This is a genomic window from Roseibium aestuarii (assembly GCF_008477545.1).
Lineage (GTDB): Bacteria > Pseudomonadota > Alphaproteobacteria > Rhizobiales > Stappiaceae > Roseibium > Roseibium aestuarii.
On record NZ_VORA01000001.1, the window covers coordinates 1084819 to 1109985 of the forward strand.

A 25167-nucleotide genomic window follows, 5' to 3' on the forward strand; every position below is an offset into this window, starting at 1 on the left:
ACGCCCGGTCCGCAGCAACGGACCGGGCGTTTTCGCTTGTTTGGGGATCGGAACAGGGTGCCGTCCCGGCCTTGCGCCGGGACCTGATCCCGACCGCGCGACACCGGACGTGTCATCCCTTTTGCGCTGGCGTCAGCCTCATACTTCTCACTCCGCCGCATCCAGGGTTTGCGGCTGCTTGCGCCGGAAGAGACCCTGGCCCCAGCCGAAGCTGGATCCGGCGGCCGCGACAAGCACCATGGCCGCTCCGGCAAATTGCTGCGGCTGAAGCTCGATCCCCAGCACCAGCGTGTCGATGGCAAGCGCGGCCAGCGGATAGATGTAGGACAGGGCGGCCGTGGTCGGCGTCGGCAGCTTCTGGATCGCGCTGTAGAGCAGCACATACATGAAGCCGGTGTGCAGCAGCCCGAGGGCGGCAAGGCTTCCCCAGCCCTGGGCGGAGGCGGGCAGGGGGGCGGCGAGGAGCGCCGGCGACAGCAGCACCAGCCCGACGGTGACCTGGATCAGCGCGATCACTTGCGGCGGAACGCCGGTCAGCTTCTTGGCGATCAGGGCTGCCACCGCATAAAGGGCGGCGGCAACGAGGGACAGGGCCACGCCGAGCGTATAGTCGCCCGTCAGATAGTCACCCTGCGGCGCCTCGCCGATGATCGCTACGATGCCGAGAAAGGCAAGGCCCAGCCAGCCGAGCTTCGTCGCACCCGGCCGTTCCCGCAGGAAGATCATGCCCAGTCCGACCAGCAGGAAGGGCTGCGTGTTGTAGACCACGGTCGTGATGCCGATGCCCGCCTTGTCATAGGCGGAAAACAGCGCCACCCAGTTCAGCACGATGGCCACACCGCCGACCGCCGCCCATCCTGCCTGGCGCAGGGTGAGAATGCCCGGCTTCAGCAGGCCGAAGGCCCAGGCGATGGGAAGAAGTGCGGCGATGCCAAAGGCGCAGCGCCAGAAGACGACCTGGAACGGCCCCTGACCGCTCAGCAGGACGAAATAGCCGATGGTGCCGGAGATGAGCATGGCGCCCGTCATCTGGAGCGCGCCGCTGCGATGCCCGGATCGGGTTGAAGGGAGGCTTGGGGAAGTGGTCATGTCGATGGTCCTTGTGATGAGCGTTCGAATGACCGGAAGCATCACAGGTCAATCAAGCGGATTCCATCGACGGAAATTTGCGATATCCGAAATTTTCCTTCATGGTGAAGGCTGATTTTGGAAAAAGGCCTTTGAAATGAAAATAGACGAGATTGACTGCAAGCTGCTGGAGGCGCTGCTCGAGGATGCCCGGCTTTCCCTGAAGGAACTGGCATCCCGCGTCGGGCTTTCCGCCCCCAGCGTTTCCGATCGCCTGCGCCGGCTGGAGGAGGGGGGCGTCATCCGCGGCTTCACGGTGGATGTGGACCCCTCGGCGCTCGGCTATCTCTTCCAGGCCATCGTCCGCGTGCGGCCCATGCCGGGCACCCTGCATGTGGTGCAGAAGCTGCTGCAGGACATTCCGCAGATCGTCGAATGCGACAAGGTCACCGGCGACGACTGTTTCTACGCCCGCCTGCACGTGCGCTCCATGGAGGAGCTGGACACGCTGCTCGACCGGGTTTCGGAAAAGGCCGAGACGAGCACCGCCGTGGTCAAGGCCCAGCCGATCCGCCGTAGGCTGCCGCCCGTGGGTCCGTAATCAGGCCCTGATCCGGGGCCGGGTCACCCTTGCAGGCGGCTCACGGCCTTGGTGCTGCGCGAATGGAGCCACTCCCGGTAGACAATGTAGAGCCCGCTGGCGACGATCACGCTCGCCCCCAGATAGGTGGCATGGTCCGGCACCTCGCCCCAGAGGACATAGCCCAGCAGCACCGCCCAGATCAGGGACGTGTAGTCGAAGGGCGCGACCACCGCTGCCGGCGCGATGCGGAAGGCCTGGGTGATCAGCGTTGCCCCCACCGTTCCGGCAGCGGCAATGCCGGCAAAGAGCCAGAGATCCTCGGCGCGGATCGGCACCCAGAAGAAGGGGACCAGAACGGCGCTGATGAGCGCGCCGGAACCCACCAGATAGAGGGTGAGCGTCCACACGCTTTCGCGCGCATCGAGCCAGCGGGAACTGATCATCATCAGCGCATAGAGGAAGGCGGTGGCCAGCGGATAGAGCGCGGCTGTCTGGAAGGCGTCCGTTCCCGGCTGCACGACGATCAGCACCCCGCCGAAGCCGACGAGTACCGCGCTCCACCGCCGCCAGCCCACCTGCTCCTTCAGCACCAGGGCTGACAGGGCACAGATGATCGCCGGTGCGGCAAAGATCAGGGTCGTGGCTTCCGCCAGCTCCAGCAGGGTGAGGCCGGTGAAGAAGAGATAGGCCGCAGCCATCCAGATGAGACCTCGGCCCAGATGTACCATAGGCGACCGGGACACCAGCGCCTGCGGCCCGCCCATGACCAGCGCGATGGCCGCGGCAATGGGCAGGGCGATCAGGTTGCGGATGAAGAGGATCTGCACCGGCGGATAGGTCTCTCCCAGCGCCTTGGCGAGCGCGTCATTAGCGCAAAGGCAGACGACGCCAAGGCACATGATGAGGATCCCCGCAGGCGCGCGGTCGCCGGTCTGGTGGGCAGGCAAGGCCATTTGGTACGTTTCCCTTATGATTGCCGCCATCTGACCTGCTTCGAGGGCCTTTGGCAAGGGAGCCCGTCCGTCGAACCGTCCGCTCGGAAATGCGCGCGGCCGTGGGGCTGTCGCGGCCGGGTGAGCACCCGCCTGCGGGAGATCGCTGGGGAAGGGGAGGCCTGTTCCTCATGTTTCCGGTTGCTGCCCGCCTGTCCGGCCGATAATCGGACGAGAACTGTCCCTTTTCCGAGACCGGATGTCCGAACATGTCTGACACTCCTGCCAGTGCCGCAGGCCAGGCCCGTCCGGCCACACAGCCGCAGGGCGCGACGGTCGATTTCGCCTGTGTGGGCTGCGGTCGCTGCTGCACCGGCCACCATGTGCCGCTGACGCTTTCCGAGGCGCGGGACTGGTGCCGTGACGGCGGAGAGATCATCATCCTGATCGAGGCACTTTTGCCCGAACAGGTGGCAGCGCTGCCCGGCGCAGAAGCCGAACACGTGCTGGCCCGCTGCGGCCGCGCGAAGAGCGGCGGCACCCGGATCCGTGTCGCGGCGACCTTTGCCGCCTGGAATCCCGGGCTTTGCCGCAATCTGGACGAGAGCTTCCGATGCCGGATCTATGAGCGCCGGCCCATGGTCTGCCGCATCTATCCCATGGAAACAAATCCGCACCTTCCCCTCCGTTCGGAGCGAAAGGACTGTCCGCCCGAGGCTTGGGGCAAGGCGTCGGCGGCAACACCAACCACGCCGTCGCCGCTCTTGCGTGCGGGTCGGGTGGTTGATCCGGATCTGGCCGCAGTGATCGAGCGTTCGCGCCTCACCGATTACGCTGAGGCACAATCCCGTGTCGCCCTGTGCGAGGCGCTGGGAATGACCACCGCAGCCCTCAGGGGCGACGGCTTCACCACCTGGCGGCCGGAGCGCCTGCGCCTGCTGACGCTTCTGGATGATGTCGTTGACGCTGGAAGCCGCACAAAAGGCGACGGAGACAATGGCATCGGTGACACCGCACCCACGAACAACTGGGACTTCGCGGCCGCCTCGGTCGCGGTCGCACAGGCCATTGCGGATCAGGGGGCAGACCTGACGGGGGCCGCCCGCTCCGGTGCCTTCGCCTTCGTCGCCACAACGCGGGCGCCCCCTGCCGCCACCGGGTAGCCCACAGGGCAGGCGCGAAGGCCGGGGACTTTGCCTTTGGTGCCTGCTCTGCTAAAAGCCCGCCCATGACGAAACAGCCCCGCCTCTACACCGACCATCAGCCCCGCTTTGCCGTGGCGCCCATGATGGACTGGACCGATCGCCATTGCCGCGCCTTTCATCGGCGTCTGAGCACCCGTGCGCTGCTCTATACGGAGATGGTGACGACCGGGGCGGTGATCCACGGCGACCGGGAAAAGCTCCTGGGCTTCGACGACTGCGAGCATCCCATTGCCTGCCAGCTTGGCGGATCGGACCCGGCGGCAATGGCCCAGTCGGCGAAGATCGTCGAGGACTGGGGCTATGACGAGGTCAACATCAATGTCGGCTGTCCATCCGACCGGGTGCAGTCCGGCTCCTTCGGCGCCTGCCTGATGCAGGAGCCCCAGCTTGTGGCCGAGTGCGTGGCCGCCATGAAGGCCGCCGTGTCGATCCCCGTGACCGTAAAATGCCGCATCGGCGTCGACGATCAGGATCCCGAACCGGCGCTCGATGCCATGGCCGACGCGGTCTTCGCCGCCGGCAGCGATGCCCTGTGGGTCCATGCCCGCAAGGCCTGGCTGAAGGGGCTGAGCCCCAAGGAAAACCGGGACATTCCGCCGCTCGACTATGACCGTGTCCGCCGCCTCAAGGCGCGGCTTCCGGACCGCTTCATCGGCATCAACGGCGGCATCGCGGATCTGGACGAGGCAGAGTTCTTCCTGCCCGCCCTCGACGGTGTCATGCTTGGCCGCGCGGCCTATCACACGCCGCAGATCATGGGCGAGGTGGACCGGCGCCTTTATGGCGAGACGGGTGAGGATGTCTCGCCCTGGCAGGCCGTCGAGGCCTATCTGCCCTATATCGAGGCGCGCCTCGGCGAGGGCGTCAAGCTGCCCCACATGACCCGCCACATGCTCGGCCTCTTCCACGGCCGCCCCGGTGCGCGCAGCTGGCGGCGCATCCTGACGGTGGAGGCGATCAAGCCGGGCGCGGGTACCGAAGTCGTGGAAAGAGCCCTTGCCTCCGTCTCGCCGCAGGATCATTCTGAGGAGGATTTGATCTCCTCCGACGCGGGATCCGACGCCGCCTGAGTCTTGATGCCCAAGCGCTGACGCCAGAGCCTTGATGCCCAAGCCCTGGGCCCAAGTCCTTGGCCTGAGGCCTGGCGCCCGAGCAAGGGCGGGCGGTGAAGATCCGGCGGCGGTCCCCGCCCAGGCTCGATCCGCCAAGCCTGCCCCGCACCTTGCCACCTCAGGTCATCTGGACACCCATGGATTTCGGAACCATCACCGGCAGCTTCCAGCTCATGGATGCCGTCTGGCTCGCCCTTGCGCTCATTGGCGCGGGCGCCATCGCAGGCTTTCTCGCCGGTCTCTTCGGCATTGGCGGCGGGGCCGTCCTGGTGCCGGTGCTCTACCAGTTCCTGACCGTGCTTCAGGTGGACGAGAGCGTGCGCATGCACTTGTCTGTGGCCACCTCGCTCGGCATCATCATCCCCACGTCCCTGCGCTCCTTCATGGCCCACAAGCGGCGCGGCGCGGTGGATCTGGAGCTGCTGAAGAGCTGGATCGTGCCGGTGCCGCTCGGCGTGGTGATCGCCTCGCTTCTGGCCGCCCACGTGTCGGGGGCCGGGCTCAAGGGCATCTTCGCGGTGCTGGCCGTCATTCTGGGCCTGCGCATGCTCTTCGACAAGCGCGGCGCCAGGATCGCCGACGACATTCCGGGCTTCCCCATCCGCCCGCTCTGCGGGGCGCTGATCGGCTTCTTCTCCACCCTCATGGGCATCGGCGGCGGGGTGATGAACAACACCTTCATGACCCTTTATGGCCGCCCGATCCATCAGGCGGTCGCCACGTCCTCGGGCACCGGCATCCTGATTTCCATTCCCGGCACCATCGGCCTGATCTGGGCCGGATGGGGGGCGGAGCATCTGCCGCCCTTTTCGCTCGGCTATGTCAATCTGCTCGGGGTGGCGCTGATCATTCCGGTGACGGTGCTCATGGCGCCCTTCGGCGTGAAGGTCGCCCATGCTCTGCCGCGCCGGCGCATGGAGGTGCTCTTCGGCTGCTTCCTGCTGCTGGTGGCCCTGCGCTTCTTCGCCAGCCTCGCCGGCTACTGAGACGCTCCGGTCAGCGGCTGAGCGGCGAGGGGATGAGGATCAGCCGGTCCCCCTCGATGCGCCAGCTCTTCAGCCGGTCCAGCGCCCGCATGCCGAGCAGGCTGGTCTCCAGCGCCCCGTCGCGGGCGACAAAGGCGCGCAGGTCCGAAAGCTGCAGGTCGGCGATGGTCAGCCGGTCGATGCGCACGGGCGCGACCATGGCCTGACCGTTGGCCGTGCGCACGGGCACGGTGAACTGCAGGCTTTCGGGGTGAAAGCCCGCCTCGACCGCATCCTGATAGGTGAGCACCACGGTGCTGGCGCCCGTGTCGAAGAGCATGTCGACCGGATGACCGTTGACGGTGGAGCCGACCTGGAAGTGGCCCGAGCGATCCCGCACGACGAGGATCGATCCGTCGTCCTGCGTCACCGCCAGCCCGGGCGACAGGGCGCCCAGCACCCGGTATCCCCCGTTCACGATGTCATGGCGGAACGTGTAGCCGACAACGAGAAGAATGCAGAGCCCGCCCCAGAAGAGCGTACCGCGCAGGATCTCGCTGGCCTTCGGGCGGCCGAAGATCAGGCTTGCCATGAAGACGAAGGCGAGCGCGGACAGCGCCACAAGCCGCGGTCCCGTCTGGTCGAAGTCCGGCGGTGTCGTCTCCGGCCCCGGCCAGACCAGATATCCGAGCCCGGCGCCTAGCATGGCAAGCACGACAAGGGCGAGAGCGAAGCCGCGCAGCTGGCCCATCAGCGGAGGTCTCCCGCGGTGGCGCGCCGTGCGGGCAGCTCGGCCATGATGCGGGCGCGGACCTCCGGCGTATAGGAGCTCCAGCCGGCAATTTCGTCCAGGCTGCGCAGGCAGCCGAGGCAGAGGCGGGTGACCGGATGGATCTGGCAGATCTTGGTGCAGGGCGTTTCCATGTCTTCCGATATAGGGGAGCGGCCCGTGCATCGCCAGACCATCAGGCCCGTTGTCGGCCGGTCCAATGGTCGCAAGCCGCCCTCCCGATCACCTGAGAGAAGGCTAGCGCGGTCTCGCAAGTCTGGCTGCTCAGCGCCGCCCCAGCGTTGCCAGCCCGCCGCCGATGATGTTGGCGGGAAGGGTGATCGCGATCCGGCTGGTCGCCCCGACAAAGCCGGTCAGGTCGCGCCCGGCCCGCGACAGGCCCGTCGGTTCGTTGGGGTCGAAGACCCGGAAGTCCTTCTGGCCCAGAACCGCCTGCAACTGGGGGCCGAAGCTGGCGATCTCGGCGAATTTCACGTGGTTGGTCCCGTCCTCGCCCTCGATCTCGGACAGATCGACGACGATGGCCCCCAGATTGGCGAGCTCCTCCGCATCCTCATAGGCGCCGACCCGCTGCTTGCCGCCGGCCAGCAGGCTGGAGAGCTGCAGCGCCCGGTCATCGCGCGACACCAGCAGGACGAGGGGCTTTTCCGGATCTCCGATCTGGCGCAGCTGCGCCTTGAACAGGTCGACGTCGATGTCCGGCGCGGCCAGCACCACCTGCTCGATCTTCTTGCTCACCAGATGTCGTTCTGCCGGGGTCATCAGCAGCAGGGTTTCCACCAGCAGCTGGTTGCCCATGGAATGGGCGAGAATGAAGATGTGATCGGTCTTCGACTTCGCGAGATCGAGCAGGGTCTGGCGCAGGGCCTGACGCGCGATCATCGCGCTGTTGAGATCGAAGAGATAATCGGTCAGGGCCCCGCGCGAGGCCCAGCTGAAGAACACGGGCACGCCCTTGAACCCGCTGTCATGCACCACCTGGGTGAAGCGATAGACCCCTTCGGCAAACAGCGTGTTGTAGCCGTGGACAAAGAGGAAGACCGCCCGGTCCTCCTTCGGCAGATCCGTCAGGCGGGCGTTCAGCTCGCGGGTCATGGCGGCGCCATCGTCCAGATACCCGGCCTTCACCGCCGTGAAGGAGGTCTCCGGATCGCCGGGGAAACTGTCAGGCCATTCGATCCTGCCCGAGGTGTGGTCCTTGGGAACGCTGAGGGAGATGGCGGCGTAATGGGCCTCGCTGTCCCGCTCCGCACCGAAATAGGTGTCGGGTTCCTCCGACTTGGCCCGGGTCGACACCACCAGAAGGTCGTGGCGGGTGGCGTCCGTGGCCGGCGTGTCGATCACGGCGAGCGCTCCGGTTTCCGGCCGCGTGGCACAGGCGGCAAGGGTGGCGAGCAGCAGAACCGCGAGCAGCCGCCCCATTGACCGCTCAAGGTGATGCGGCAGGTTGAGGAAAACTGCAGGAAATTGGGGGTTACGCAACAACGGGTCGGGCTCGCGGACGTTGAGAGGAAGCGTCAAGGATAGCGGGTCGGCAGCGACACGAACAGGGGCAGGCAAGGGTGGCTCTGTGGGCAGGCGGATCGGCGAAGGTGATGGTCGTGGACCAGCCGTCGGTCCAACGCCTTACGGCGCCAGAAGTTGCAGGCCGATCAGGAACCCCATCTGGGACACCTGTTGCACCGCGCCCAGAACGTCGCCGGTGAAACCGCCGATCTTGGCCAGCGCCAGCCGACTGGTCAGATGGGCAAGGGCCATGGCGCAGGCCGCTCCGAGGATCACGGTGGAAAAAGGCGCGACGCCGAGGGCCGCCATCAGGCCCAGCAGCGCCCATGCCCCGCCGAGCAGCACCTGGCCCGCGTCCGGCCGCCCGAACCGTGTGCCAAGCCCTTCCGGCCGGGCGCTGGGCAGCCTTTGCCACTGGGTCAGCATCGCCCATCGGCTCAAGGCCTCGCCCGCCAGCAGCACCGCCGCAGCCCCGGCGCCGAAGCGCGTGAGGAGACCGGCGATCAGCGCGGTCTTCAGCACGAAGGCGGCGGCGAGTGTCAGCGCGCCGAAGGCACCGACCCGGCTGTCCTTCATGATCTCCAGCCGCCGCTCCACCGTGGCACCGCCGAAGAACCCGTCGGCCACGTCGCCGAGCCCATCCTCGTGCAGGGCTCCGGTGATCGCCGCCAGGAGGCCTGCGACGAGAGCGGCACTTGCAAGCGGGGGCAGGGCGGTGAAGGAGAGGAGCAGCAAGAGCAGCGCCGCGGGGGCGCCAACCACCATTCCGGCGAGGGGGGCTGCGTGACTGGAGCGGGAAAACTCCGGTGCCCGGTCCGGATCATCCATCCGGTTGAGCCGGGGCAGCGGCAGTCGGGAAAAGAAGCGGACGCACAGGGCCGCATCGGCGACAACCCGGGCGGCCGACAGGCTTGCATCCTCTGCGGGACGGCCGGGCATCTCGTCTTCTACCATCGTCTTGCTGCCGGTCCCCGACCTTGTGTTTTCTGACGTGCCCGTTATAGATCGGCGCCAATGACAAACCAAGAGCGGCCACGTGCGCTCCAGGACCCGATGATCTCCCGCGGGCCCTCGCCATCGTGGCCCTAGGCGGCACTGACCGGCCGGTCCGGTCTGCCCCATCAGGAGTTTCAGGTTCCATGTCCTTTTCCCAGTCCGCCCTGCCGTTCGACGATATCCGCAACCTGGTGAAGTCCATGCCCGGCCCGGACACGGACGCCCTTCAGGCCGTGCGCCTGCGCGACGCCCAGCTCACCAAGCCCGCCGGGTCTCTGGGCAAGCTGGAGCAGCTGGCCGAGTGGCTGGCCGCATGGTCCGGCAAGTCCAGCCCGAAGGTGACCCGTCCGCTGGTGGCGATCTTTGCCACGGCCCACGGCGTCGCCGACAAGGGCGTCTCTGCCTTCCCCAGCGCGGTGAACCAGCAGATGGTGGAAAACTTCGCCGCAGGCGGGGCCGCTATCAACCAGATCTGCCGCGCCAATGATCTCGGCCTCAAGGTCTTCGACTTGGCCGTCGACATTCCCACCCCCTCGATCACCGAGGAAGACGCGCTGGACGAGGCCAACTGCGCCGCCACCATGGCCTATGGCATGGAAGCGCTGGCCGGCGGCATCGACCTGGTCTGCCTGGGCGAGATGGGCATCGGCAACACCACCATCGCGGCGGCCGTTCTCAACGGTCTCTTCGGCGGCGAGGCAGCTGACTGGGTCGGTCGCGGCACCGGTGTCGATGACGCGGGTCTGGCCCGCAAGCGCGAGGCGGTGACCCAGGCGATTGCCCGCCTGAACGGCGAGAAGGATCCGCTGGAGGTTCTGCGCCGTGTGGGCGGCCGTGAAATTGCCGCCATGGCCGGTCTGATCATCGCCGCCCGCCTGCAGCGCGTGCCGGTTCTCGTCGACGGTTTCGTCACCACGGCGGCGGCGGCTGTCGTCTATGCCATGGATCCGGCCGGTCTCGACCACTGCCAGTTCGCCCATGTCTCTGCCGAAGCGGGCCATCGCCGCGCTCTGGAAACAATGGGCAAGGAAGCGCTTCTCGATCTGGGCATGCGTCTGGGAGAAGGCACTGGTGCCGCCCTTGCCGCCGGTCTGGTCAAGGCCGCCGCCGAAACCCACAACGGCATGGCCACCTTCGCCCAGGCCGGCGTCAGCGCCAGCGAAGCGTGACAAAGCCCGGCGTGAGCGCCGACGAAGCGTGAGCCGCACCTTGCGGGAATGCCGGGGAAGCGCGATAGGCTTGGCGTGAGCGGAATATGCCCGGCGTCAGCGCTGGCGTGGCGTAAGAAGGGCTGGCGGGGGCAGAGGGGTCTTGCCTCTCAGCTCTCCGTCGTCATCCTCGGGCCTGTCCCGAGGATCCAGTATCCCCGGCGCCACTTTGTGCCCACGGAAGCAGAGCAGCGCGCGTAAAGGATCCCTGCCTGCGCAGGCATGACGAGGGTAAGGCGTGTCGCAAATTCCCGTGCCGAAGGCTGGATCCTCGGCACGGGGCCGAGGATGACGCAGGGAGAAGCATCTCCAGGAGTCGAGACCGAAGAGGTTTGCCTGCCTGTCCCGCACATCCTCACGTTCGTCATTGCCGGACTTGGAGAGGCTGGATCGGAGGCGGGATGCAGGAGCGGCGCTGCGGGCCGCCTCAGGCGCTGCGGCGGGCCATTTCGGCCCAGAGGTCGGTGACCTCGCTGGAGGCGGGGGCGTCGGTCTTGAGCCGCGCGGCCGGCAGGGTGAAGCTGGCGGTGGTGCCTTCGCGCAGCCTGGAGCTCAGCTTGAACGTGCCCCCGTGCATGGCGACCAGCGCCTGCACGATGGAAAGTCCCAGACCCGTCCCCGGTTCGGCACTCTGGATGGCGACCGAGCCCTGGCCGAAGGCCTGCAGCACGATCGGCAGCTCCTCGTCCGGAATGCCGGGACCGTTGTCGATGACGCTGAAGCGCAGGCCGCCCTCGGCCGTCCGTTCGGTGCGCACCTCCACCCGGCCCTTGACGGGGGTGAATTTCAGCGCATTGGACATGAGGTTCAGGAGCACCTGGCGCAGGGCGCGCTCGTCCGCCCAGACCCGGCCGATCTTGCCCTGAGCCGTCTCGAAGAGCTCGATGTTCTTGGACTTGGCGCGGATCTGCATCATCGCCATGCACTCGTCGAGCAGGGCAGCCGGATCCACCAGCCCTTCCTGCAGCTCGTAGCGCCCGGCCTCCACCCGCGACAGGTCGAGGATCTCGTTGATGAGATTGAGCAGGTGGGCGCCGGATGCATGGATGTCAGCCGCATAGGACTTGTAGGTCGGGTTCTGCATCTTGCCCAGAACCTCGTCCTTCATGATCTCCGAGAAGCCGAGGATGGCGTTGAGCGGCGTGCGCAGCTCGTGGCTCATGGTGGCCAGGAAGCGCGACTTGGCCAGATTGGCCTCTTCCGCCCGCCGGCGCGATTCGTCCGACATGGCATTGGCGGTTTCCAGCTCGGCGATCAGGTGATCCTTCTCCGCCCGGTATTCCAGCATGGTGTTGGCGTTCTTCAGGAGCTGGTTGCCCAGGATCAGGAAGAAGCCCTGACTGCCGAGCGCCATGGCGGCCAGCGTGAACTGCATCGGCTCCGGATGGCGCAGGAAGGTCGCCGTCAGCATCAGGGAGACCGGCAGGGTGCTGGCCAGCAGCGCCCGGGGCAGGGTGGCCGACTGCATGGTGTTCATGGCCACCACGATCAGCATGGCGGCGAACTGGAACACCAGGAACCCGTCATTGCCGCTCTCGTTGAGAGGGAGCAGGAAGAATCCGGCCCACGAGCAGCCATAGAGCAGGTCGCCCAGCACGAAGCGGCGCAGCCAGGGCCGCTTGGCCCGGCGCACGGTGCCCGCCCGCTCATAGGCCATGCAGGTGGCCACGGTGAGCACATGCATGCAGAAGGTGATGACGAACCACACGGCGACCATGGCCGGATGGATCCACAGGGAGGAAATCGCGGCAATGACCACGGCCAGGAAAGGCACGGCAAAGGCCGAGGAGACCCGCGTGTCGGCGAAGAGATGCAGCCGTTCCTGCTGGAAGGTGGTGGCGTCCCGGTCGCGCAGGCCGATGTGGCTGCGGGCGGTGCGCAGGGTGCGCGCCATTTCCCGCCGGCGCCGGGCTCTTTCCCGGTTCACCACCGTGCGTGCCTGCGACGCTTTCTGCGTCGTGCCGCCTGTCGCAGAGGGAGGTGTCGTCGCCATGCGCCTGTCGGAACCCTTTGGAGAATGTCACTTGCCGTTTGTGTCTTCCTCCTTTCTCTCTCACAATTCCTTAAGAACAGGCTCAGGTTCATGGTGAACGATCTGTAAAGGGATCAAGCACTTGGGCCGCAGTCTCGAATCAGGATCGGAACTCGTGACCACTCAGGATGAAGCGCTTTCCCTCCCGCTCGACCCGTTGCTCGAGCGCATTCGCGCCTGCCGGATCTGCGCCGAGGTGCCCCGGGGCAAGCCCTTGCCCCACGCGCCGCGGCCGGTGCTGCAGGTCTCGCCCAAGGCCCGCATCTGCCTGTGCGGCCAGGCGCCGGGCACTCGGGTGCACGGCAGCGGGCGCCCCTTCACCGACCCGTCCGGCGATCGCCTGCGCCAGTGGCTGGGGATCGGAGAGGAGATCTTCTACGATGCCGACCGGCTGGCCATCGTGCCCATGGGCTTCTGCTTTCCCGGCCTTGATGCCAAGGGCGGGGATCTGCCGCCGCGCCCCGAATGCCGCCGCACCTGGCACGACATGCTCTTTGCCCGTCTGCCGGCGCTGGAGCTGATCGTCATCATCGGCCAGTATGCCCAGGCCTATCATCTGGGGCCGCGCCGCAAGGCCTCGCTCACGGAAACCGTGGTGCACTGGCGGGATTACTGGGAGGATGAGACACTGCATCCGCGCGTGCTGCCCCTGCCGCACCCCTCCTGGCGCAACAACGCCTGGCTGAAGCGCAATCCCTGGTTCGAGGAGGAGCTGCTGCCGGTGCTGCAGGCGGAAGTCGCCCGTCTCGCGGGATCGTGATGGCAGCGCGCCTCGACGGGCGGTTTGGAAAATAGTTTCGCTCTTCGGGTGAACTTGACTTGTCTGTCCTTTGAGCGCATGGAAACTGGAGGCCTCGCGCAATGATTTTCTATTGCGGCGGGGTGAGGCGCGGTGCCTCGCGTTTCTTGTCCTCCTGTCTCCTGTCCTGCTGGGGTCCCCATGATCGACCGTATTGACCGCCGCATCCTGTCCATCCTCCAGGAGGACTGCACCATTCCCGTTGCCGAGATCGGCCGTCGCGTCGGCCTGTCGACGACCCCCTGCTGGCGCCGCATCCAGAAGATGGAAGAGGATGGGGTGATCACCGGGCGGGTCGCCCTGCTTGATCCGGACAAGGTGAACGTGAAGGTCACCGCCTTCGTGGCGATCACCACCTCGCAGCACACGGAAGACTGGCTGAAGAAATTCGCCGACGTGATCCGCGAGTTCCCCGAGGTGGTGGAGTTCTACCGCATGGCCGGCCAGGTGGATTATCTGTTGCGGGTCTGCGTGCCCGACATCGGCGCCTATGATGCCTTCTACAAGCGCCTGATCGCGAAGATCGAGATCTCCGACGTCTCGACCACCTTCGCCATGGAGCAGATCAAATACACCACCCAGCTCCCGCTGGGCTACGTTCCGGCGGAAAAGCCCAAGGGTGAGTAAGGCGGGAGGCCGGGCCACCCGCCAACGCTTGCGCCGTCATGCCATGCCGTGACCTCGCCTCCATGGCAAGACCTCGCACTGCCGAGAGGACACGGCATGGATTGCAGCATCAAGTGCTGCAATGACGATGGAGAGGCAGGAGAGCTTCGATTGTCATCCTCGGCCCTGTGCCGAGGATCCAGCCTTCGGCGCAAAACCATTCCTCTCGTTCTCGTCATCCCTGCGAGGCAGGGATCCAGGATCCGCCAGACCTGCTTGCGTGGTCACAAGGCGCGCCTGAGGGTCCTGGATCCTCGGGACAGGCCCGAGGAGGGCGATGGAGAGCGTGGCGCGGGCAGAGAGGCTCGGACCCGTAACACCGGCCTCGCCGCGCCGAAACCGGTCCTCAGGCGTCCTTCGGCTTTTCCAGGCGGGTGAGCAGGGAAGACGTGTCCCAGCGGCCGCCGCCCATCTGCTGCACGTCGGCATAGAACTGGTCGACGAGCGCGGTGAGCGGCAGGCGGGCGCCGGTGCGGTTGGCGGTCTGCAGGCAGATGCCGAGGTCCTTGCGCATCCAGTCGACCGCGAAGCCGAAGCCGAATTCACCCTTGTCCATGGTCTGCCAGCGGTTTTCCATCTGCCAGGACTGGGCCGCCCCGCCGCGGATGGCGGAGATCACCGTCTCCACGTCGAGCCCCGCGCGCTTGGCAAAGTGGACCGCTTCCGACAGGCCCTGAACCACGCCGGCGATGCAGATCTGGTTGCACATTTTCGTCAGCTGGCCGGCCCCGCTCTCGCCCATCAGCCCGACGAAACGGGCGAAGGCCTCGATCACCGGGCGGGCCTTGTCGAAGACCTCCGCATCCCCGCCGCACATGACCGTGAGCACGCCGTTTTCCGCCCCGGCCTGACCGCCGGAGACCGGCGCGTCGATGAAGCCACAGCCCTTGTCCCGGGCGATGGCGTGGAGCTCGCGGGCAACTTCCGCCGACGCGGTGGTGTTGTCGATGACAATGGCGCCGGGCTTCAGGGTGGAGAAGGCGCCGTCCGGCCCGGTGGTCACGGCCCGCAGGTCGTCGTCATTGCCCACGCAGCAGAAGACGAAGTCGCAGTCCCGGGCGGCCTCCGCCGGGGTCGCGGCGAACTGGCCGCCGAACTCCGTGGCCCATTTTTCCGCCTTGGCCGTGGTCCGGTTGTAGACGGTGACATCGTGACCGCCCCGGGTCTTCAGATGCCCCGCCATGGGATAGCCCATCACCCCGAGCCCGATGAACGCAACCTTTGCCATGACCTTGATCCTCCGAAACTGTGCCGTCTGCCTCCCCGGCAGATCCTCCTGACTTTCGGACATGTTTAGCCCATGAGCCCCGGCCTGTCAGGTCCGGGACGGAACAGCTCCTGTGATCCTCAGGCAAGGGCGGATGCGTCGGGACCCGGATTAGATCCAGAAGCTGAACCGGCCTCCGGCAGACCGGCGGCAGTGATCGAGCCGCGCCCGTTCCGCCCGGGCGAGATCCCCCTGCGACGGCGTCTGGGGTCGCGTGTCGGGCAGGGGGCGGATAAAGCGGGTGAAGCGGCTGGCCCGCAGCATCTCGCGAACGTAGAAGTAAAACATTGCCTTACACCTTCATCTGCGTTTTGATGCGATGAATGTGCCGCTATCTGGCGATAATCGCGAGTCAGCAATCTTTTTCGGATGTAACGTGAACTAACAGATGGACTGGCGCGACCTCCCCTCGCTCTCCGCCCTGCGCGCCTTTGCCTGCGTGGCCGAGAGCCTGAGCTTTTCCGAGGCTGGACGGGTGCTGAACGTCACCCACGCGGCCGTCAGCCAGCAGGTGAGGGGGCTGGAGGCCCATCTCGGAGTGTCGCTGGTCGAACGCGCCGGGCGGGGCCTGGCGCTCACCGCCGAAGGTCAGCAGCTTGCCGTCGGCCTGGGTGAGGGCTTCGGCCGCATCGCCGGGGCGGTGGCAGAGGTCGCGCGCAATGCCAGCGAGCGTCCCTTGCATGTGACCCTGACCCCGGCCTTTGCCATGAGCTGGCTCATGCCGCGCATTTCGGATTTCAAGCAGCGTCACCCGGACATCGAGCTGATGCTCAATCCGACCCCGCAGCTCGTTGACCTGCAGCACGGCGATGTGGATCTGGCGATCCGCTTCGGCGAGGGACCCTGGCCGGGCCTGCAGTCCGAATCCCTGATCCTGACCGACTACGTGGTGGTCGGCGCAACGAGCCTGGTAGGGGAGGAGGGCGATGTGGCACCCGAAGCCCTGCAGGATTTCCCTTGGCTGCAGGAGCTGGGCACCAACGAGCTGGCGCGCTGGCTGGAGCGGCAGGGCGTGGTGCCGCGGGCCCGGCTCAACATCACCCATCTGCCCGGCTACATGGTGCTGGACGGGGTGCGGCGCGGGGCGGGGATCACCGCCACCGCGCGGATTTTCGTGGAGGAGCTAATCCGGGCCGGCAGCCTGCGGGTTCTGGCGAGCGACCTGCGCCCGCCGGAGAGCGGCTACCATCTGGTGCGCCGGCCGGGCGTGCCGCGACCGCCGCTCGCGGCCTTCATCCGCTGGGTGCAGGAGAAGGCCGCCGAGACGACGGAGCGCTGCGGCCGGCGCTGAGCCGCGATCAGATGGCGGCGAGCGCCTGATCCATGTCGGCGATCAGGTCCGGCAGATGCTCGATGCCGATGGAGAGGCGCAGCAGGGTGCCGGGAATGCCCGAATTCGGCCCCTCGATGGTTTCCCGGTGTTCCACCAGGCTTTCGACCCCGCCCAGCGACGTGGCCCGCTGGAACAGCTTCAGCGCGCCGGTGGCCTTGAGCGCGCCGGCCCGGTCGCCCTTCAGCACGATGGACATCAGCGAGCCGAAGCCATTGGTCATCTGGGCCTTGGCCAGATCATGCCCCTCTGCGGTCGGCAGGCCCGGATAGAGCACGCTCTCCACCCTCGGGTCGGGGGCGAAATGCTCGGCAAACCCTTGCGCATTGGCATTCATGCGCTCCACGCGAAGCGCCAGGGTGCGCAGGCCCCGCAGCAGCAGCCAGGCTTCGAAGGAGCCCATGACGGCGCCTGCCCCCTGCCGCTCGACGCGGATGAAGTCCCAGGCCGCAGACGTGGCATCCGCCGTGGTGACGACGCCGCCCAGAAGGTCCGAATGGCCGTTTAGTGCCTTGGTGGCCGAATGAACCACCAGATCGGCGCCGAGTGTCAGCGGCTTCATGATCAGCGGGGTGACGGTGGTCGCGTCCACGCAGAGCGTCGCGCCGGCGGCCTTCGTCAGGGCAGAGATCGCCCGGATGTCGGCGACCTTCAGGAACGGGTTGGTCGGCACCTCGATGAAGACCATGGCTGGTCGGGTGGCGGTGATCTGGTCGGCCAGCGCGCCGAGATCGGTCGCGTCGACCTCGATCAGGGCGATGTTGTTGCGCTCGCAGGTGCGGCGGAAGAACACCGTCGTGCCCCAGTAGATGCCGGATTGGAGCAGGATGGTCTCGCCCGGACGAACGGTGCGCGTGATGGCGGCAATGGCGGCCATGCCTGAGGCAAAGAGCCGGCTTTCGGCGCCGTGCTCCAGGGTGGCGATCAGCCCCTCCACCTTGCGGAAGAGGTCGTTGTGGTCGCGGGAATAGAGGTGGGTCGGCGACACCAGGTCATAGGCTTCGTCGCGCACGAAGGTGGTGGCCGTGGGGATCGCCGGGGTCACCGCGCCCGTCACCGCATCATGGCCGCCGCCGCCATGGGCGAGCAGGCTGTCGGCGTGGAGGGAGGCGTAGAGATCGGCGTGCTTGTTGATATTGCTGGTCATTCGAGTGTTCCGCAGCTGAAAGGTGATCCTCTCTTAGCAGATCTGCGGAGCAACCCGTCAACGGAAGTCGCATGCCCGCTCCCGGGAAAATAGTTTTTCCGGGAACGGGGGAATTGAAGGCTGCGATGTCAGCGCTTGAGGTGGCGGGTCAGCCGGGCTTCCAGCCGGTCCCAGACCTGACGCAGCATCTCCACGATGATCAGATAGAAGACGGCGGCCCAGATATAGGCCTGGAAGTCGAAGGAGCGCGAGAAGGCACGGCGGGTTTCGCCCATCAGGTCGAAGACCGTGACGATGGAGGCAATGGCGGAGCCCTTGACCATCAGGATGATCTCGTTGCCATAAGGCCGGAGCGACACCATCAGCGCCTGGGGCAGGATGATCTTCCAGAAGATCACCGGACGCGACAGGCCGAGCGCCTGTGCGCCTTCCCACTGGCCCTTCGGCACGCTCTCGATCGCGCCGCGCAGGATTTCCGCCTGATAGGCCGAGGTGTTGAGCGAGAAGGCGAAGATCACGCAATACCAGGCATCCCGGAAGAACCACCACAGGTTCAGGTCCTGCAGCTCGGGGCGGAAGGATCCGGCGCCGTAATAGATCAGGAAGGTCTGGGCGAGCAGCGGCGTGCCGCGAAAGATGTAGACATAGGCATAGGCCGGCCAGGCGAAGATCTTCCGTCTGGACATGCGGCCCATGGCGACGGGCACCGACAGCAACGCGCCGATCACCAGCGACACGGCCACGATCTGCAGCGTGACCCAGAAGCCTTCCAGATATTCCGGCCAGTATTTCTGGACGAAGGGGCCGGTGATGTTGGAGCCCAGATACCACAGCAGCGCGCAGCCGGCGACGATCCACAGGGCGACAAGCACATGCCCGATGATCCGCCCGGAGGTCCAGGGGGCTGCGGGCATCGGAGGCGGCGCCTTGGCGTCGATGAAATGCTCGGAGATGCTCATCGGGCCGTCTCCCCGCGCTTGGTCCAGGCATCGATCCGGCTGAGGCCGACGGAGGAGATGACCGAAAGCACCAGGTAGATCAGGAACGCTAGGCCGAAGAAGAGGAACGGTTCCTTGGTGATGCGCGCGGCCATGCCGGCCTGACGCACCAGATCCGCCAGCCCGATGACCGACACCAGAGAGGTGTCCTTCAGCAGGATGAGCCACAAGTTGCCGAGAGCGGGCAGGGACAGGCGCAGCAGCTGCGGCGCGATCACCAGACCCATGGTCTGGCGTCGGGTCAGGCCAAGCGCATAGCCGCCCTCATATTGTCCCTGTGGGATGCCCTGGAAGGCTGACAGGAAGGCCTCCGACGCATAGGAGGAAAACACCATCGCCAGCGCGACCATGCCCGCTGCAAAGGAATTCACCTCGATGACCAGATCCAGACCGAGGGCCTGGGTGAGCGACTGCAGGCCGATCTGCACCCCGTAATAGACGAGGAACAGGGTCAGAAGCTCGGGCAGTCCGCGGAACAGGGTGGTGTAGATGTTGGCGGCCAGCCGCAGGCTGTGGTGGGGCGAGCGCTTGGCCAGCGCGATCAGGAAGCCCAGGGCCAGACCGAAGGGCAGGGTCGCCAGACCCAGGGTGATGGTCACCACCACACCCTTTGCGATTTCGTCCGCCCAGCCGGAATCGCCGAAGGAAAGGAGCGTCAGAATGTCGTTCATGCCGTCGGCGCAGCTTTCGTCGATCTGGTGAACAGGAACTCCGCTGCGGCCGGGAAGCCTGCAGGGAAAGAGGCGCGGCCCGGGGATGAAGCCTCCCGGGCCGCGCCGCGTCAGGGGTGGTGATTAGCCGCCGTAAACGTCGAAATCAAAGAATTTCTTGTTGATTTCCTCGTACTTTCCATTGGCGCGGATCGCCTGGATGGCAGCGTTCAGCTTCTCCTTGAGGTCCTGATCTTCCTTGCGGATCGCAATGCCGGCGCCTTCGCCGTTGATCTTCGGATCCGGGGTCAGGGTGCCCAGCAGCTTGCAGCAGGCGCCGTCGTCGGAGGCCAGCCACTCGGACAGCACCACCACGTCGTCGATGACGGCATCGATACGGCCGCCGGCCACGTCGAGCTTGTATTCGTCAGAGGTCGGGTAGAGCTTCAGCTCGGCCGAGGGGAACTTCTCTTCGGCATAGTTGGAGTGGGTGGTGGAGGACTGTGCGCCCAGCAGCGCGCCCTTGAGGTCTTCATCGGTGACGCCGGTCAGCTTGCTGTCCTTCGGGACGGCGATGGCCGGGCCGGTGTTGTAGTACTTGCCGGTGAAGTCGACCTTCTGCTTGCGCTCTTCGGTGATCGACATGGAGGCGATGATGGCGTCGAACTTGCCCGCCAGAAGAGCCGGGATGATGCCATCCCAATCCTGCACGACGAATTCGCACTCGGCCTTCATTTCCTCGCAGAGCGCCTTGGCGATCTCGATGTCGAAGCCGACCAGCTGGCCGTCAGCGGTCAGGGTATTGAACGGAGGATAGGCGCCTTCGGTGCCGATGCGGATCTTGGTCCAGTCGCCGGCCTGGGCGCCGGTCAGGGTGCCGAGAATGACGGCTGCCGCCGCGGCGATACGCTTCATACGCATTATGTGTTCCCCTTTTTTGGTCTCGGGGCATCTGCCGGCCCGGGAAGACTGTCAGGCACCCCTTGCGTAGATTTCGCTGCACTTGAGCACGAATTTCAAGCATGCCCAATAAAAAAACAAAATTTTACGGGGAGATCTTCCAAGGTCCTGAATCCGGATGTGAAGCTGTCCGCAGACGCTCCGCAAAACCCGGACAGATCTGGCTGTCGCGGCGACGCAGGGGCATCCTCGCCTTTTCGTGGGGCGAGGGTATCGGATTGCCTGATCGGGTCTGATCAGGGCCGGGGTGCGGTCAGGCCGTTGCCAGTCCCATGCCGGAAAAGGGCAGGAAGGTCACGAGGCTTCCTTCGTCCACACTTCGCACCTCTTCGGGAATCTCGATCAGCCCGTCGGCGGCCCTGAGGCCGGTGATCAGGCCGGAGCCGTCCCGCTCGAATTTCGTCACGCGGGTCTCGCCGTCCGGACCGGTGACAAGGGTGCCACGATAGAACTCGCGCCGGTCCGGTTTCTTGCCCTTGACCGAGAAGGCGGCAGGAACGGCGAAGCGCTGGGGCGCGAGGAAGGCCCCGCCGGCAAGCTGGTTGATCACCGGGCGGCCGTAGAGCAGGAAGCACACCATGGCCGCGACCGGGTTGCCGGGCAGGCCCAGCAGCAAGGTGGTGCCGATCTGGCCGAACATCATCGGACGTCCGGGCTTGATGGCCAGCTGCCACATGTGCCGGTGCCCGAGGCTCATGAGCGCGGCGCCCACATGGTCCTCCTCGCCCCGGCTGGCACCTCCCGTCGTCAGCAGCAGGTCGCAGCGCTGTGCCGCGGCAGCAAGCGCCGCCTCAACGTCCGCGCGCCGGTCCGGCAGGATGCCGAGATCATGAATCTCCACGGGAAGGGTTTCGGCCAGGGCCTTGAGAAGAAAGAAGTTGCTGTCATAGACGCCGCCTGCGGCAAGCGCCCGCCCGGGACGGCGCAGCTCGTCGCCGGTGGAGAACAGCCCCACCTTCAGGCGCTGATGAACCTGAACCTCCGCCTGACCGATGGAGGCAAGTGCTGCCAGATCCTGGGGGCGCAGGCGCTGGCCCGGCGCCATCAGCGGCGTTCCCGCCTTCAGGTCCTCACCCGCCCGGCGGCGGTTTGCCCCTGCCCGCAGACCGGCGGGAACGATCACGAAGGTCTCGCCCCCTTCTTCGCTCACCCGGCAGTCTTCCTGCATGGCCACCGTATCGGCCCCCTCGGGCATCACGGCACCGGTGAAGATCCGCGCCGCCGACCAGGGCGCAAGCGGTCCCTCGACCGGATGACCGGCCGCGACCCGCGCGCCAAGCCTGAAGAAGCCGCCAGCCGGATCATGATCGGAGAAGCGGAAGGCATAGCCGTCCACGGCGGCATTGTCGAAAAGCGGAACGTCCCGCGGCGCGGCAATCTCCTGCGCCAGGATTCGCCCGGCACAGGCCTCCAGCGGCAGGGTCTCAAGGCCCGTGACCGTCGACATCCGCGTCCGCAGGATTTCCAGCGCCTCGTCGTGGCGCAGCCTGTCCCGGTCATGCAGGAAGCAGTCGTTCAGAAGGGACGGGGTCGGGGTGTCGCTCATCAGGCTCTCGCTCATCGGGCGCTCAAAGGCCGGTGGTGCGGCAGATGAAATCGGCCATGGCGGATATGTCGTTCAGGTCGAAGACCGGCAAGTCCGTATCGATGACAGGGTGGTCGGCGGCAATGGCCAGGATCGCCGGATCGTCCGGGCTCAGCGGCGCGGTCTTGCTGGCGTCCTTCCGCCGCGCCTCGATCTTGGGATGATCCTCGCGCTTGTAGCCCTCGATCAGCACCAGATCGCAGGGCGAAAGTCGCGACAGGATGTCGGCAAGCGGCGGCTCGTCTTCCTCGCGCAGCTCGTGCATCAGCGCCCAGCGGCGTCCCGACACCAGCGCGACTTCGGTGGCCCCGGCCTCCCGGTGGCGGTAGCTGTCGGTGCCCGGCGTGTCCACGTCGAAGGCATGATGGGCGTGCTTGACCGTGGCGATCCTGAAGCCGCGCCCGGTCAGCTCGCGCACCAGCGCCGTGACCAGCTGGGTCTTGCCGGAGTTCTTCCATCCGGTCACGCCGAAGACGGGCGGGCGGCTCATGGGATGCGGGTCTCCGCAAGGGCCTTGAGGGCGAGGTCCAGGTCTTCCGGCCGGTTGGCGTTGAAGAACGGGTCCAGTCCGCTGGCGGGATCGTCGGCGAAGTCCACCTCGATGCTGTCGTGCCGGTCGACCCAGGCCAGAACCTTGCCGCTCTCGCCGGCCGCAAGCCAGTCGGCAAGATCGTCGGCCAGAGCCACGGGCCACAGGCCGAACACCGGATGCAGGCGCTGGTTGGACGAGGCGAGCGCGATGGTCGGACGGGCGGTCGGCAGGTGTCCGGTGAGCCGTGCGATCAGGTTGGCCGGGAAGAAGGGCGTGTCGCCGGCGATGGATACCACATGGGTCACCTGTGGGGCCGTGTCACGGGCGTGAAGCAGACCGGCGAGGATGCCGGCCAGCGGCCCCTTGAAGCCCTCCACCGGATCGGCAATCACCGGCAGGCCGTAGGCGGAAAACCGCTGCGGGTCGCCATTGGCGTTGAGGACGATCTGCCCTGCCTGCGGGCGCAGCCGGTCGAGGATGATCTCCAGCATGGAGCGCCCCCCCAGATCGAGAAGGGTCTTGTCGCCCCCGCCCATGCGCCGCGACTGACCGCCGGCCAGGACGCAGGCGAGGATCGGCGAGGCAACTTCGCTGCCGGAGGCGGAAGAGGGCGAAGAGGAAGGAGTGTCGGTCATTCGTCGTCACGGCTCCCCTTGCGGCCCGCCCGGTCGGGCTCGGCCTCGGCTTGATCCGGAGAGAGATCGAAGTCGATCCGGTCCTGACCGGAGAGCACGACGAAGCGCTTGCCCCGGGCGCGCCCCACGAGCGTCAGTCCGGCGCGCCGGGCCAGCTCCACGCCCCAGGCCGTGAAGCCGGAGCGCGAGACCAGGATCGGAATGCCCATCATCACGGTCTTGATCACCATTTCCGAGGTGAGGCGGCCGGTGGTGTAGAAGATCTTGTCTTCCGGCGACACCCCGTTCATGGCCATCCAGCCGGCGATCTTGTCGACCGCATTGTGCCGCCCGACGTCTTCCATATAGACCAGCGGCCGGTCCTCCTGGCACAGCACGCAGCCATGGATGGCGCCCGCTTCCAGATAGAGCGACGGGGTGGTGTTGATGGTCTTCGTCAGCCCATAGAGCCACGAGGTCTTGAGCCGCGCCGTCGCGGGCAGGGCGATCTCGTCGAAGCCTTCCATGATGTCGCCGAAGACAGTTCCCTGGGCGCAGCCCGAGGTGCGCACCTTCTTCTTCAGCTTTTCCTCGTAGTTGGTCTCGCGCTGCGTGCGCACGACCACAACCTCCAGGTCATCGTCATAGTCGATGCCGGTGATCACGTCGTCGGGCGCCAGCATGTTCTGGTTCTTCAGATAGCCGACGGCCAGCAGATCGGGGTGATCCCCGATCGTCATCATGGTGACCACTTCCTGGGAGTTGAGATAGAGGGTCAGCGCCTTCTCGGTCACGACCCGCGTTTCCACGAGGCGGCCATCCTGATCCAGTCCCTCGACGGTGGTCGACAGACCGTCCTTCAGGGGGTCGGGGCGCAGCAGGTAAGGGTCCGTGGCCTCCGGGCCGACGGCATCCGCCGCGGGGCGGGAGGGGGAGGAGAGAACGTCTTGGCTCATCAGGCTTCAAACAGTAGGAGGGCTCTCCCGGCGGGGCAAGGGGCTTATGCCGGTTCTGCCCGGCGAAAACGCATGAGTGCCAGGAAGGCCCCGCCCGCGATCAGGCCCCAGAAGGCGCCGCCGATCTGGAAGAAGCTCACGCCCGAGACGGTGACGAGGAAGGTGACGATGGCTGCCTCCCGCGTGTCATTCTCCCGGGTCGCGGCCATGGTGGCATTGGCCAGGGGACCGATGAGGGCGAGCCCCGCCACGGCCTGGATGAGCACCGGCGGCACCAGGGTGATGAACACGGTCGCCGCCCCGGCGAGCGCCCCGAACACCAGGTAATAGACCCCTGTGACCAGACAGACCCGGTAGCGGAGTGCCGGATCCGGGTCCGCATCCTCGCCGGCGGCCATGGCGGCGGTGATGGCGGCGAGGTTCACCGCGTGGCCGCCGAAGGGGGCACTCAGCAGGCTGAACAGGCCGGAGAGCGAGAACAGGCGACCGCCGTCCGGGTGATAGCCGTTGACCGCGAGCACCGCCATGCCCGGAATGTTCTGGGACGCCATGGTGACGATGAAGAGCGGCAGGGCGAGGCCGACTGCGGCCGACCAGGTGAACTCCGGCGTCACGAACACCGGCGGAGTGAAGAGAGTGAGCCCCTGCAGCCGCGATCCGTCCGCCTCGAAGGCGATGAAGGCGAGGGTCACGAGGACGGCCAGCGGCACGGCCAGCAGGCGCTTCACCCGCAAGGTCACGGCCCAGACGGCGATGATGGTCAGTGCCTCGACCGGATGGTCCGGAATGGCCTTCACCGGGGCAAGGCACAGACCCATCAGGATGCCGGCCAGCATGGCATTGGCGAGTGCGGCAGGAATGCGCGCCACCAGCCGGGTGAGCGGCTTGAACAGCCCGGCGAGCAGCAGCAGGGCGGAGGAGAGGATGAAGGCGCCGACCGCCGCATTGAACCCGCCCTCCAACGCGCCGCTGGCCGCCAGAAGGGCAGCGCCCGGCGTCGACCAGGCGGTGCTGATCGGCATGCGGGTCATCCACGAGGCGACGATCGCCATCAGGCCGAGACTGAGACACAGCGCCATCATGCCGCTGGCTGCCTGCGCCTCGCTTGCCCCCACCGCCAGCAGGCCCTGGACGACCACGGCAAAGGAACTGCCGGTGCCCACCAGTCCGACGAGCAGGCCGGTGGACAGGTTCTGGGCGCTGGGCAGGGGGGAGGTCGACCGGGCGATCATGAGGCACCGTTTGAATGGGAGGGGCAGAGCGAAG

The 25167-nt window shown here is 66.6% G+C and carries 26 protein-coding genes; 8 read left to right on the forward strand and 18 right to left on the reverse strand.

Going from position 1 to position 25167, the window contains the following annotated elements:
* Positions 1-147 precede the first annotated feature (147 nt).
* A complete protein-coding gene (locus FR728_RS04670) occupies positions 148-1089 on the reverse strand; it encodes a DMT family transporter (protein ID WP_149891445.1) in 942 nt (313 codons plus the stop codon).
* Between the two features lie 136 nt (positions 1090-1225).
* Between FR728_RS04670 and FR728_RS04675 the strand changes: the two genes are divergently transcribed.
* Positions 1226-1669, forward strand: coding sequence for an Lrp/AsnC family transcriptional regulator (locus FR728_RS04675; protein WP_149891446.1), 444 nt, complete (start codon positions 1226-1228; stop codon positions 1667-1669).
* Positions 1670-1692: 23 nt separating this feature from the next.
* Here the strand turns inward: FR728_RS04675 and FR728_RS04680 are convergent, their stop codons facing one another.
* Entirely contained in the window at positions 1693-2604 is a 912-nt protein-coding gene (locus FR728_RS04680; protein ID WP_149891447.1) for a DMT family transporter, read from the reverse strand.
* Positions 2605-2852: 248 nt separating this feature from the next.
* Here FR728_RS04680 and FR728_RS04685 point away from each other — a divergent pair, with 248 nt between their 5' ends.
* From FR728_RS04685 to FR728_RS04695, 3 genes are all read left to right on the forward strand, one after another.
* Entirely contained in the window at positions 2853-3746 is an 894-nt protein-coding gene (locus FR728_RS04685) for a YkgJ family cysteine cluster protein (protein WP_149891448.1), read from the forward strand.
* A 65-nt stretch (positions 3747-3811) separates the two neighbouring features.
* The gene (gene dusA / locus FR728_RS04690; RefSeq protein ID WP_149891449.1) at positions 3812-4858 is read left to right on the forward strand and encodes a tRNA dihydrouridine(20/20a) synthase DusA; all 1047 of its coding nucleotides are present in this window, start codon (positions 3812-3814) and stop codon (positions 4856-4858) included.
* A gap of 179 nt (positions 4859-5037) precedes the next feature.
* A complete protein-coding gene (locus FR728_RS04695; RefSeq protein ID WP_244304380.1) occupies positions 5038-5886 on the forward strand; it encodes a sulfite exporter TauE/SafE family protein in 849 nt (282 codons plus the stop codon).
* 10 nt (positions 5887-5896) lie between these two features.
* Here the strand turns inward: FR728_RS04695 and FR728_RS04700 are convergent, their stop codons facing one another.
* From FR728_RS04700 to FR728_RS04715, 4 genes are all read right to left on the reverse strand, one after another.
* A complete protein-coding gene (locus FR728_RS04700) occupies positions 5897-6616 on the reverse strand; it encodes a retropepsin-like aspartic protease family protein (protein ID WP_149891450.1) in 720 nt (239 codons plus the stop codon).
* Entirely contained in the window at positions 6616-6789 is a 174-nt protein-coding gene (locus tag FR728_RS04705) for a DUF1289 domain-containing protein (protein ID WP_208998654.1), read from the reverse strand. Before FR728_RS04705 ends, FR728_RS04700 begins: the two co-directional genes overlap by 1 nt.
* 130 nt (positions 6790-6919) lie before the next feature.
* The gene (locus FR728_RS04710) at positions 6920-8077 is read right to left on the reverse strand and encodes an alpha/beta hydrolase (protein ID WP_149891452.1); all 1158 of its coding nucleotides are present in this window, start codon (positions 8075-8077) and stop codon (positions 6920-6922) included.
* A 204-nt stretch (positions 8078-8281) separates the two neighbouring features.
* Positions 8282-9115, reverse strand: a complete 834-nt coding sequence (locus tag FR728_RS04715) for an adenosylcobinamide-GDP ribazoletransferase (RefSeq protein ID WP_208998655.1) — start codon at positions 9113-9115, stop codon at positions 8282-8284.
* Between the two features lie 185 nt (positions 9116-9300).
* Here FR728_RS04715 and cobT point away from each other — a divergent pair, with 185 nt between their 5' ends.
* Positions 9301-10326 (forward strand): nicotinate-nucleotide--dimethylbenzimidazole phosphoribosyltransferase, encoded by a 1026-nt coding sequence (cobT, locus tag FR728_RS04720; RefSeq protein ID WP_149891453.1) that lies wholly within the window; start codon positions 9301-9303, stop codon positions 10324-10326.
* A 466-nt stretch (positions 10327-10792) separates the two neighbouring features.
* Here the strand turns inward: cobT and FR728_RS04725 are convergent, their stop codons facing one another.
* The gene (locus tag FR728_RS04725) at positions 10793-12358 is read right to left on the reverse strand and encodes an ATP-binding protein (protein WP_149891454.1); all 1566 of its coding nucleotides are present in this window, start codon (positions 12356-12358) and stop codon (positions 10793-10795) included.
* Between the two features lie 154 nt (positions 12359-12512).
* Between FR728_RS04725 and FR728_RS04730 the strand changes: the two genes are divergently transcribed.
* Together FR728_RS04730 and FR728_RS04735 are read left to right on the forward strand one after the other, a co-directional pair.
* The gene (locus FR728_RS04730) at positions 12513-13157 is read left to right on the forward strand and encodes a uracil-DNA glycosylase family protein (protein WP_149891455.1); all 645 of its coding nucleotides are present in this window, start codon (positions 12513-12515) and stop codon (positions 13155-13157) included.
* 183 nt (positions 13158-13340) lie between these two features.
* Positions 13341-13823: an Lrp/AsnC family transcriptional regulator gene (locus FR728_RS04735; protein ID WP_208998724.1), complete on the forward strand. Its 483-nt coding sequence runs from the start codon at positions 13341-13343 to the stop codon at positions 13821-13823.
* Between the two features lie 385 nt (positions 13824-14208).
* Here the strand turns inward: FR728_RS04735 and FR728_RS04740 are convergent, their stop codons facing one another.
* Together FR728_RS04740 and FR728_RS19305 are read right to left on the reverse strand one after the other, a co-directional pair.
* Positions 14209-15090, reverse strand: a complete 882-nt coding sequence (locus FR728_RS04740) for an NAD(P)-dependent oxidoreductase (RefSeq protein WP_149891457.1) — start codon at positions 15088-15090, stop codon at positions 14209-14211.
* 150 nt (positions 15091-15240) lie between these two features.
* Positions 15241-15417, reverse strand: coding sequence for a hypothetical protein (locus tag FR728_RS19305; RefSeq protein ID WP_188318794.1), 177 nt, complete (start codon positions 15415-15417; stop codon positions 15241-15243).
* 100 nt (positions 15418-15517) lie between these two features.
* On the opposite strand from FR728_RS19305, the gene FR728_RS04745 reads away from it, so the two are divergent.
* Positions 15518-16420, forward strand: a complete 903-nt coding sequence (locus FR728_RS04745) for a LysR family transcriptional regulator (RefSeq protein WP_149891458.1) — start codon at positions 15518-15520, stop codon at positions 16418-16420.
* A 7-nt stretch (positions 16421-16427) separates the two neighbouring features.
* Here FR728_RS04745 and FR728_RS04750 read toward each other — a convergent pair whose 3' ends face one another.
* The 9 genes from FR728_RS04750 to FR728_RS04790 all read right to left on the reverse strand — a co-directional run bounded on the left by FR728_RS04750 (position 16428) and on the right by FR728_RS04790 (position 25133).
* Positions 16428-17606, reverse strand: coding sequence for a trans-sulfuration enzyme family protein (locus tag FR728_RS04750; RefSeq protein WP_149891459.1), 1179 nt, complete (start codon positions 17604-17606; stop codon positions 16428-16430).
* 128 nt (positions 17607-17734) lie between these two features.
* Complete coding sequence (locus FR728_RS04755; RefSeq protein WP_149891460.1) at positions 17735-18565, reverse strand: ABC transporter permease; 831 nt, start codon at positions 18563-18565, stop codon at positions 17735-17737.
* On the reverse strand, positions 18562-19275 hold the full coding sequence (locus FR728_RS04760; RefSeq protein ID WP_149891461.1) for an ABC transporter permease: 714 nt from the start codon (positions 19273-19275) through the stop codon (positions 18562-18564). Before FR728_RS04760 ends, FR728_RS04755 begins: the two co-directional genes overlap by 4 nt.
* Positions 19276-19398: 123 nt before the next feature.
* Entirely contained in the window at positions 19399-20175 is a 777-nt protein-coding gene (locus FR728_RS04765) for an ABC transporter substrate-binding protein (protein WP_149891462.1), read from the reverse strand.
* 292 nt (positions 20176-20467) lie between these two features.
* Entirely contained in the window at positions 20468-21760 is a 1293-nt protein-coding gene (locus FR728_RS04770) for a molybdopterin molybdotransferase MoeA (protein WP_149891463.1), read from the reverse strand.
* A 22-nt stretch (positions 21761-21782) separates the two neighbouring features.
* Positions 21783-22289, reverse strand: a complete 507-nt coding sequence (mobB, locus tag FR728_RS04775; protein WP_149891464.1) for a molybdopterin-guanine dinucleotide biosynthesis protein B — start codon at positions 22287-22289, stop codon at positions 21783-21785.
* The gene (gene mobA, locus FR728_RS04780; RefSeq protein WP_149891465.1) at positions 22286-22966 is read right to left on the reverse strand and encodes a molybdenum cofactor guanylyltransferase MobA; all 681 of its coding nucleotides are present in this window, start codon (positions 22964-22966) and stop codon (positions 22286-22288) included. Before mobA ends, mobB begins: the two co-directional genes overlap by 4 nt.
* Positions 22963-23901 carry a formate dehydrogenase accessory sulfurtransferase FdhD gene (fdhD, locus tag FR728_RS04785; protein WP_149891466.1) on the reverse strand — a complete coding sequence of 313 codons (939 nt, stop codon included), beginning with the start codon at positions 23899-23901 and terminating at the stop codon, positions 22963-22965. Before fdhD ends, mobA begins: the two co-directional genes overlap by 4 nt.
* A 44-nt stretch (positions 23902-23945) precedes the next feature.
* Positions 23946-25133: a benzoate/H(+) symporter BenE family transporter gene (locus FR728_RS04790; RefSeq protein ID WP_149891467.1), complete on the reverse strand. Its 1188-nt coding sequence runs from the start codon at positions 25131-25133 to the stop codon at positions 23946-23948.
* Positions 25134-25167 lie beyond the last annotated feature (34 nt).